This window comes from Saliniramus sp. (genome assembly GCF_035311605.1).
Classification (GTDB): domain Bacteria; phylum Pseudomonadota; class Alphaproteobacteria; order Rhizobiales; family Beijerinckiaceae; genus Saliniramus.
This window is the reverse complement of record NZ_DATGCW010000171.1, coordinates 1-8,016: the sequence shown is the minus strand read 5'-3', so window position 1 is coordinate 8,016 and position 8,016 is coordinate 1. Positions and strand designations below refer to the sequence as shown.

Here is an 8,016-nt window from a genome sequence, read left to right as displayed (position 1 = left end):
ACCTTCTTGCGCAATGTGTTGCGATTGAGACCGAGCAGCTCTGCCGCGCGAATCTGGTTGCCGCGGGTGGCGGCCAGCGCCGCGCCGATCAGCGGCCCCTCCACGTCACGCAGAATGCGATGATACAGCCCCGGCGGCGGCAGACCGTCGCGGAACTGACGGAAATAGGAATTGAGATGGCGCTCCACCGAGCCCGCGAGCGTCTCCGGCTCACCCGGTGTTTCGCTGACGGCCGACATGCCGGTCTCGATCGGTTTGACGTCGAGCTCGCCATCAATGATCGGCGCGGTGATCGTGTCCTGCGGATAAAGTGCCGCAAGTCGCCGCACCAGGTTCTCAAGCTCGCGCACATTGCCCGGCCAGCGATAGCGCTTGAGCCGATCCATCGCCTCTGCGTCGATCTGCTTGCGGGCGAGCCCCTCTTTCTCGATCAGCGAGAAGAAATGCCGCATCAGATCAGGAATATCCTCGATACGCTCGCGCAGGGGCGGCAGGCGCAGGGGCACGACATTGAGCCTGAAATACAGATCCTCGCGGAACAGACCCTGCTGGATCGAGATCCGCAGATCCTTGTTGGTGGCAGCCACGATGCGGACATTGGTGCGGATCGGCGTGCGTCCACCCACGGTCGTGTATTCACCCTGCTGGAGTACGCGCAGCAGGCGCGTCTGAGCCTCCATCGGCATGTCGCCGATCTCGTCGAGGAAGAGCGTCCCGCCCTCTGCCTGCTCGAAACGTCCGGCGCTGCGTTGGGTGGCGCCGGTGAAGGCACCCTTCTCGTGGCCGAACAGCTCGGATTCGATCAGATCACGCGGAATCGCCGCCATGTTGACCGCGACGAAGGGGCCCGTGCGCCGCTTGCCGTAATCGTGCAGCGCCCGAGCCACGAGTTCCTTGCCCGTGCCCGATTCGCCCGTGATCATGACGGTCAGATCGGTCGGCATCAGCCGCGCCAGGGCACGGTAGATTTCCTGCATGGCGGGAGAGCGCCCGATCAGGGGAATGTCTTCGCCCTCACCTTCCGGCGTCGTCACCTTGCCGCGCGGGCGCGACATCGCGCGCCCGACGATCGAGACGAGTTCCTTCAGATCGAAGGGTTTGGGCAGATACTCGTAAGCGCCGCGTTCCGAGGCCTTGATCGCGGTCATGAAGGTGTTTTGCGCGCTCATCACGATGATGGGCAGATCGGGGCGCATGCGCTTGATCCGCGGCAGCAGGTCGAAGGCGTTCTCGTCGGGCATCACCACATCGGTGATCACCAGATCGCCGTCGCCCTGCGATACCCAGCGCCAGAGCGTCGCGGCATTGCCCGTCGAGCGGACTTCATAGCCCGCACGCGAGAGCGCCTGGTTGAGAACCGTGCGGATGGCTGCATCGTCGTCGGCGAGGAGAATGTTTCCGCTGGGCATGGGACGGTCTCGATTCCGTTTTACGATTGAGATTGTGCCGGAGGCGCGCTCGCTGATATTTCCGTCGTCGTCTTCTCACTGAACATCGGCAACAGGATCCGGAATGTGGTGCGCCGCGGTGCGGGATCGCATTCGATGATACCTCCATGGTCGCCGACGATCTTGGCGACCAAAGCAAGTCCAAGGCCACTTCCGTTCTCCTTCGTGGTGACGAAAGGATCGAACATCTGGGAAATGAACTCGTCGGGAATGCCCGGCCCGTTATCGCGCACGGCAATCTCGATAGGCAGGCTCACCCGCTCGGAGGAGCCGGGCGTCTGCAGACGCATGCCTGTCCGGAATGCAGTGGAGAGTACGATCTCCCCTTCCAGCGCGTCCGGGCCGATCGCCTCTGCCGCATTCTTGAGCAGGTTGATGAATACCTGGACAAGTTGATCGCGTGATCCGTAGATTGGCGGCAGCGACGGATCATAATTTTCGACGATGCGCACATGGCGGGCAAAGCCCGACTGGACCAGCCGCTTCACGTGATCGAGCACGGCATGGATGTTGATCGGACCACGATCGGCGCCGGGCGCCGCCTCGCCGAACAATTCCACCCGCTCGACCAGTTTGACGATGCGGTCGGCCTCGTCGCAGATCAGCCGGGTGAGCAACCGGTCATCCTCGTCGGCGGATTGCTCAAGCAGCTGCGCAGCACCGCGAATCCCGGAAAGCGGGTTCTTGATCTCATGTGCGAGCATGGCACCGAGCGCCGTCACCGAACGCGCGGCACTACGATGGGTCAGCTGGCGGTTCATCTTGTCGGCAATGGTGCGCTCCTGCAGCATCAGCACAACCATTCCGCCCGCATCGCTCAAAGGCGTGGCGAAGGCATCAACGATCCGCTCCATTCCCAGACGTGGCCCGCCGACATCGACGCGATACTCGTTGACGCTCGACCCGCGCAGGCGCACCTCATCGACAAGCGCCAGAACCGGCGAACCGAAAGGCATGTAATCACTGAGCTTCTTGCGCTCCAGCACCCGCTGGCTGCTTTCCAGGAACGCCTCCGCTGCGGCATTGACCCGCAGGATTTCATTATCCGGCCCGATAGTCAGCACCGGGAGCGGCAGGGCGTTCATCATCGCCTCTGGTGTCGGCAGGCTCATGCGGCGGCTCCGATCCTCTCGGGGGCGTTCACGATCGAATGCAATAGCGCGATCACCCGCGCCGGCTCCGTCGTGGTGACCAGTTCGCGCCGCGCATCCGGCGCCAGCGCATGACCCTGCTCAGCCGCATGATCGGCAAAGGCGGCGAGATGCTTGCGCGCATGCCGTATGCCGACACGATCGCCGTAGAGACTCAGCAGGCCCTCGTAATGCTCTGAGATTGCGTCGATTTTCGTCTCGATATCGGGCTCGGTCCAGTGCAGGCCGGTGAGCTGCGCCTCGATCTGCGCGATCAGCCACGGCTTGCCGAGCGTCGCGCGACCAACCATCACCGCATCCGCCCCGGAAGCCGCCAGCGCGGCGCGGGCGTCATCGACATTGCAGATATCACCATTGGCGATCAGCGGCAGCGTCGTCGCCGCGCGCACGGAGGCGATCGCCCGCCAATCCGCCTCACCCTTGTAGAATTGCTGGCGCGTGCGCCCGTGGATCGTGATGGCTGCGACGCCGAGTGCCTCGGCGCGACGTGCGAGTTCCGGCGCGTTGATATGCGCGTGATCCCAGCCGAGGCGCATCTTTACGGTCACGGGCACCTTTACGGCGCCGACCACCGCCTCGATCAGACCACAGGCGTGATCGAGATCGCGCATCAGCGCCGAGCCGGCCATACCGCCGGAGACGTGCTTGGCCGGGCAGCCCATATTGATATCAACGATATTGGCGCCGGTATCCTGTGCCATGCGCGCGGCATCGGCCATCCAGCTGGCGCGGCATCCGGCAAGCTGGACGATATGCGGATCGATACCCTGCCCCTCCGAGCGGATCCGCGCTTCCTCCGCACCCTGGACATAGGCCTCCGACGCCACCATTTCGCTGACGACCATGGCGGCGCCGAAACGCGAGGCGATCCGGCGCGCGTGAATATCAGTCACTCCGGACATCGGCGCCAGCGCGACGCGCCCCGCAATCTCGACATTTCCGATCCGCACCGTTCCGCCCCTGCTCACGGCATGTTGCTCAATGCCGCATCCCCGTATCTGCTTAACAAATAGACGAGCCTTAAAAAAGTGCAATACCGCAAAATTGCCTGACCAACCATGCGACAATTGCCTTCATCAGGGGGCGGGTCTATCACCACCAAACTGCCGCACCATCAGGGAGAACCCATGAGAGAGCCCATTCGCGAGAGGATCGCCGCGCTCGTCGTCGCTGCCGGACGGGGAACGCGGGCCGGGGCAGGTGTCCCCAAGCAATACCGCCCCCTCAACGGCATCCCGGTTCTGACCCGGACTCTGCGGGCCCTGTGCATGGAGTCGGCCATCGCGACCATCGTCGTGGCGATTCATCCCGACGACGAAGCGCTCTATACCGCATGCATCGCCGCCCTCGACGAGCAGGAACGCGCGCGGTTGCTCCCGCCGGTTCATGGTGGCGCGACGCGGCAGTCTTCCGTCCATGCCGGCCTTTCCGCGCTTGACGCGTCCACCTGCCCACATGTCCTCGTGCATGACGCGGCCCGCCCCTTCCTTTCCCGCGACCTGATCGAACGCGCCTGCGCGGGTCTGCTCCGGCACGATGCCGCCCTGCCGGGCATCCCGGTAACGGATACGATCAAGCAGATCGCCGATGACGGTCGTGTGACGCATACGCCGCCGCGTGACGGCCTGCGGGCCGTCCAGACACCGCAGGCGTTCCGGCTCGCCCCCCTCCTCGCTGCGCATCGCCGCGCCCTCGATGCGGGCATGACAGGCTTCACCGATGACGGCGCGCTGGTGGAATGGGCCGGCATGGATGTCCATGTCTTTGCCGGTGATCCGGACAATGTAAAACTCACGCATGAAGCTGATTTCCTTCGCTATACCGAGAACGATGGAGTGCCGCGCATGATCAGCCGGATGGCAACCGGGTTCGACGTCCATATTTTCGGTGAAGGCGACCATGTGATGCTGGGTGGCGTGGCCGTGCCGCATGCGAACGGCGTCGTCGCCCATTCCGACGGTGACGTGGTGCTGCACGCCCTCACCGATGCCGTACTCGGCGCGCTCGCCGAGGGCGATATCGGCACGCATTTTCCGCCGAGCGATCCGCAATGGCGGCACGCGTCTTCGGACCGCTTTCTCGCTTTCGCGGCGGCGCGCGTGCGCGAACGCGGCGGCGTGATCGACTTCCTCGATGCCACCATCCTGTGTGAGCGTCCCAGGATCGGACCGCATCGCGAGGCCATGCGCGCGCGGATCGCACAGATCGCCGGGATCGATGCCGATTGCGTCTCGATCAAGGCGACGACCACCGAAAAACTCGGCTTCACCGGGCGAGGCGAGGGAATCGCGGCGCAGGCGGCAGCAACGATCCGGCTGCCCGCTACCGGGCAATGAGGAGGCACGGCATGATCTTCACACCAGAACGCGAGAACCGCGCCGCAGCCTTGCTCGAGGCCTGTGCAGCACGCGGATTGATGATTGCCACGGCGGAATCCTGTACCGGCGGGCTGATCGCCGGCCTGCTCACCGAGATCGCCGGCTCTTCCCGCGTGGTCGAGCGGGGCTTCGTCAGCTATTCCAACGCGGCGAAAAACGAGCTTCTGGGCGTGCCGACAGACAAGATCGAGGCCCATGGCGCCGTCAGCGAGGCGGTGGTGCGAGCCATGGCCGAGGGAGCGCTCGCCCGTTCGCGGGCCGATGTCGCGGTCGCGGTCAGCGGAGTCGCCGGCCCGGGCGGCGGGACTTCGGCAAAGCCCGTCGGCCTCGTCCATCTCGCCTGCGCGCGCCGGAACGGCGCCACCGCACATCTCGAAAAGCGTTATGGCGATTGTGGGCGCGGGGAAATCCGGCTGATGACCATCGACGACGCGCTCAGGCTGCTCGAAGCGGCGATCGTAGAGGCGTGATGATCAGCCGTAGACCTGACGGGCGCGGGCCTCGAAGGCGCTGGTGAATTTGCGGAAGGCGCGATCGAACATCGCGCCCATCAGCATGCCGAGCGCGAAATTGCGGAACTCATAGGCGATGTGGAAATCCACTTCGCAGCCATTGTCGCCCTGCTTGAGGAACTTCCATCGGTTTTCCAGAAAACGGAACGGGCCATCAATATATTCAACATCGATCCGCAGGCGCGGACGATCGAGCGTCACACGGGTCGTGAATGTCTCGCGGACCGACTTGTAGCCGACGCTCATATCGGCCACGAGGATCTCGATACCATCGCCACTCTGCGTCCTGCGGCGCACGCGCAGGCTCTCGCAGAGCGGAACGAATTCGGGGTATTTCTCCACATCCGCCACCAGCTCAAACATCTGGATCGGTGTATGCGGAACCCGCTTGACCGTATGGAACGATGGCATCCTGGCCCCGTCAGCCTGCGGTCTTGCTCAACCGCGCCGCCTTGAGCTTCGCGAAATCCTCGTCGGCATGATAGGAAGAGCGCGTCAGCGGTGTGGAGGAGACAAGCAGGAACCCCTTGGCTCGCGCCGTCGTGGCATAGGCCTTGAACTCCTCCGGCGTCACATAACGCTCGACCGGATGGTGCTTGCGCGTCGGCGCGAGATACTGGCCGATGGTCATGAAATCCACATCCGCCGCGCGCAGATCGTCCATCAGCTGGAGTACTTCGTTGCGCTCCTCACCGAGCCCGACCATGATGCCCGATTTGGTGAAAATGGTCGGATCGAGCTCCTTCACCTGCTGGAGCAGGCGGATGGAGTGGAAGTAGCGCGCGCCGGGGCGTACCTTCAGATATTTTGAAGGCACCGTCTCGAGATTGTGGTTGAACACGTCCGGGCGCGCTTTCACCACGACTTCCAGCGCCCCGTCCTTGCGCAGGAAATCCGGGGTCAGGATCTCGATGGTCGTCCCGGGCGAACGCGCGCGGATGGCGTGAATCACATCGGCAAAATGCTGCGCGCCGCCATCGGCAAGATCGTCACGGTCGACGGAGGTGATGACGACGTGCCGCAGACCGAGCTTCTCGACCGCCTTGGCGACATTTTCAGGCTCATGCGGATCGAGCGCCTCGGGGCGACCGGTCTTCACGTTGCAGAAGGCGCAGGCGCGGGTGCAGGTGTCGCCCATGATCATGAAGGTTGCGTGTTTCTTCTCCCAGCATTCACCGATATTGGGGCAACCGGCTTCCTCGCAGACGGTGACGAGCTTGTTCTCCTTCACGATCCGGTTGGTCTCCGCCCATTTCGGTGAACCCGGCGCCTTCACGCGGATCCATTCCGGCTTGCGCAGGATCGGCTGGTCGGGCCGATGCGCCTTTTCCGGATGGCGGGGGCGGGTATCCTTCTTGAGGAGATCGAGAACAACGGCCATGTCAAAAAATTCCGCAAACGTGAACGGGGTCGCGATCCTTCCGACATAGGCCGATGCGGCCCGTCTGGCAACCCGCTGCAAGGTCGGTCGGAAGAGCTTTCGCCGATTTCCGGACGGCAGGATCGCGTCGTTTCGCGACGAATATCCGCGCGGAACGACGCGATCCGGCGCTCGAAATTCAATCGCGAACAAGACACCGCTATGAATATTAAAAATTGCAGAAATCTGACTGCACAAGATCGCTTTCGTGGAGACGAGCCTGCCAAGGCCTTGTCCTTCAGCGCGCTCCCCACCATCAATGATGCGGGGCGGATCGATATCGGGACCGGCGCCGTCCTCATCCTGGACCTGATCGGGTTGCCGAGCATGCTCGTCCATATCAACGCATGCTCCTACATGCAGGCTGGTGGCGAGACCAGTGTCAGCGCCCATCCCGATGCCAAGGGCGTCATGCGCCTCTCGGTGACCGTGGGGGCCGGGATTTCGCCGGAGCAGATCGTCGGATCGCTCGCGCGGCTGATGTCGCGCGGTCTGATGCTGATACCGAGCCTGCATACGCAAATGGCGGCACGGAAACTGGAGAGGCTCGCAGCTGGAATCACCAACGCCATTCTCTCTACGCGAACCTTCATTGGCGGCGGCCTGCCGATGACCATCGAGCATGCCACCAATACCGGCGCGGCGCGCCTCGTCCATCGCGGCAACAAGATGACCCGGAAAAATTTTCGCGAGCATCAACGACCACCTGCATCTCATCGACGGCTCTTCCCCCTTCGCGCTCTATCGCGAAACCGGGCAGACAGGTGGCCATGCGGCGCTCGAAACCGTGGCGCAGATCCGGCGCGCGGTAGATGCGGTGATCACGATGTATTTCTCCATGCTCAGTGACGAGGCGCGCAGCACTTATGCCTATGGCATGACCAGCTACGCTGATACACAGACGGTAATTCACGCCCTCCTCGACACCATGCTGCCGCAGGACGGGCAGCGGATGCTCACCACCCTGCTGTAGAGCGTCAGACGGTATGACCGTTTGTGAAGGGAGCTGGCACCGATCGGTGGTTCGCCTCCACGATGTGCACATTTGAACGAGGGTTGCGAAGGATCGCAGTGCCTCATGCACAATGGAGACGAACCATGACGGAT

At 63.4% G+C, this 8,016-nt stretch carries 9 protein-coding genes; 4 read left to right on the top strand and 5 right to left on the bottom strand.

Features of this window, described 5'->3' with window-relative positions:
* The 3 genes from ntrC to dusB form a co-directional block, all read right to left on the bottom strand.
* On the bottom strand, window positions 1-1,409 hold a 1,409-nt coding region (ntrC, locus tag VKP01_RS08020; protein ID WP_324411630.1), incomplete at its 3' end, for a nitrogen regulation protein NR(I).
* A gap of 20 nt (window positions 1,410-1,429) precedes the next feature.
* On the bottom strand, window positions 1,430-2,560 hold the full coding sequence (locus VKP01_RS08015; protein ID WP_324411629.1) for a two-component system sensor histidine kinase NtrB: 1,131 nt from the start codon (window positions 2,558-2,560) through the stop codon (window positions 1,430-1,432).
* Entirely contained in the window at window positions 2,557-3,549 is a 993-nt protein-coding gene (gene dusB / locus VKP01_RS08010) for a tRNA dihydrouridine synthase DusB (RefSeq protein ID WP_414706551.1), read from the bottom strand. The genes VKP01_RS08015 and dusB overlap by 4 nt, the downstream gene beginning before the upstream one ends.
* Window positions 3,550-3,726: 177 nt before the next feature.
* Between dusB and VKP01_RS08005 the strand changes: the two genes are divergently transcribed.
* Together VKP01_RS08005 and VKP01_RS08000 are read left to right on the top strand one after the other, a co-directional pair.
* The gene (locus VKP01_RS08005) at window positions 3,727-4,935 is read left to right on the top strand and encodes a bifunctional 2-C-methyl-D-erythritol 4-phosphate cytidylyltransferase/2-C-methyl-D-erythritol 2,4-cyclodiphosphate synthase (RefSeq protein WP_324411628.1); all 1,209 of its coding nucleotides are present in this window, start codon (window positions 3,727-3,729) and stop codon (window positions 4,933-4,935) included.
* Between the two features lie 11 nt (window positions 4,936-4,946).
* The gene (locus tag VKP01_RS08000) at window positions 4,947-5,447 is read left to right on the top strand and encodes a CinA family protein (RefSeq protein ID WP_324411627.1); all 501 of its coding nucleotides are present in this window, start codon (window positions 4,947-4,949) and stop codon (window positions 5,445-5,447) included.
* Window positions 5,448-5,450: 3 nt separating this feature from the next.
* Here VKP01_RS08000 and VKP01_RS07995 read toward each other — a convergent pair whose 3' ends face one another.
* Together VKP01_RS07995 and lipA are read right to left on the bottom strand one after the other, a co-directional pair.
* A complete protein-coding gene (locus VKP01_RS07995; RefSeq protein ID WP_324411626.1) occupies window positions 5,451-5,900 on the bottom strand; it encodes a type II toxin-antitoxin system RatA family toxin in 450 nt (149 codons plus the stop codon).
* A gap of 10 nt (window positions 5,901-5,910) precedes the next feature.
* Window positions 5,911-6,870 carry a lipoyl synthase gene (lipA, locus tag VKP01_RS07990; protein ID WP_324411625.1) on the bottom strand — a complete coding sequence of 320 codons (960 nt, stop codon included), beginning with the start codon at window positions 6,868-6,870 and terminating at the stop codon, window positions 5,911-5,913.
* On the opposite strand from lipA, the gene VKP01_RS07985 reads away from it, so the two are divergent.
* Together VKP01_RS07985 and VKP01_RS07980 are read left to right on the top strand one after the other, a co-directional pair.
* Window positions 6,823-7,758, top strand: coding sequence for a hypothetical protein (locus tag VKP01_RS07985; RefSeq protein ID WP_324411624.1), 936 nt, complete (start codon window positions 6,823-6,825; stop codon window positions 7,756-7,758). The genes lipA and VKP01_RS07985 overlap by 48 nt on opposite strands.
* Entirely contained in the window at window positions 7,748-7,882 is a 135-nt protein-coding gene (locus VKP01_RS07980; protein ID WP_324411623.1) for a hypothetical protein, read from the top strand. Before VKP01_RS07985 ends, VKP01_RS07980 begins: the two co-directional genes overlap by 11 nt.
* The last annotated feature ends 134 nt before the right edge of the window (window positions 7,883-8,016 follow it).

Excerpts from the sequence above, each read along its gene's own strand:
- VKP01_RS07980 (WP_324411623.1), top strand. The coding sequence starts at position 7,748 with ATGCTCAGTGACGAGGCGCGCAGCACTTATGCCTATGGCATGACCAGC.
- VKP01_RS07985 (WP_324411624.1), top strand. The coding sequence starts at position 6,823 with ATGGCGGGGGCGGGTATCCTTCTTGAGGAGATCGAGAACAACGGCCAT.
- VKP01_RS08015 (WP_324411629.1), bottom strand. The coding sequence starts at position 2,560 with ATGAGCCTGCCGACACCAGAGGCGATGATGAACGCCCTGCCGCTCCCG.
- lipA (WP_324411625.1), bottom strand. The coding sequence starts at position 6,870 with ATGGCCGTTGTTCTCGATCTCCTCAAGAAGGATACCCGCCCCCGCCAT.
- VKP01_RS08005 (WP_324411628.1), top strand. The coding sequence starts at position 3,727 with ATGAGAGAGCCCATTCGCGAGAGGATCGCCGCGCTCGTCGTCGCTGCC.
- VKP01_RS08000 (WP_324411627.1), top strand. The coding sequence starts at position 4,947 with ATGATCTTCACACCAGAACGCGAGAACCGCGCCGCAGCCTTGCTCGAG.
- VKP01_RS07995 (WP_324411626.1), bottom strand. The coding sequence starts at position 5,900 with ATGCCATCGTTCCATACGGTCAAGCGGGTTCCGCATACACCGATCCAG.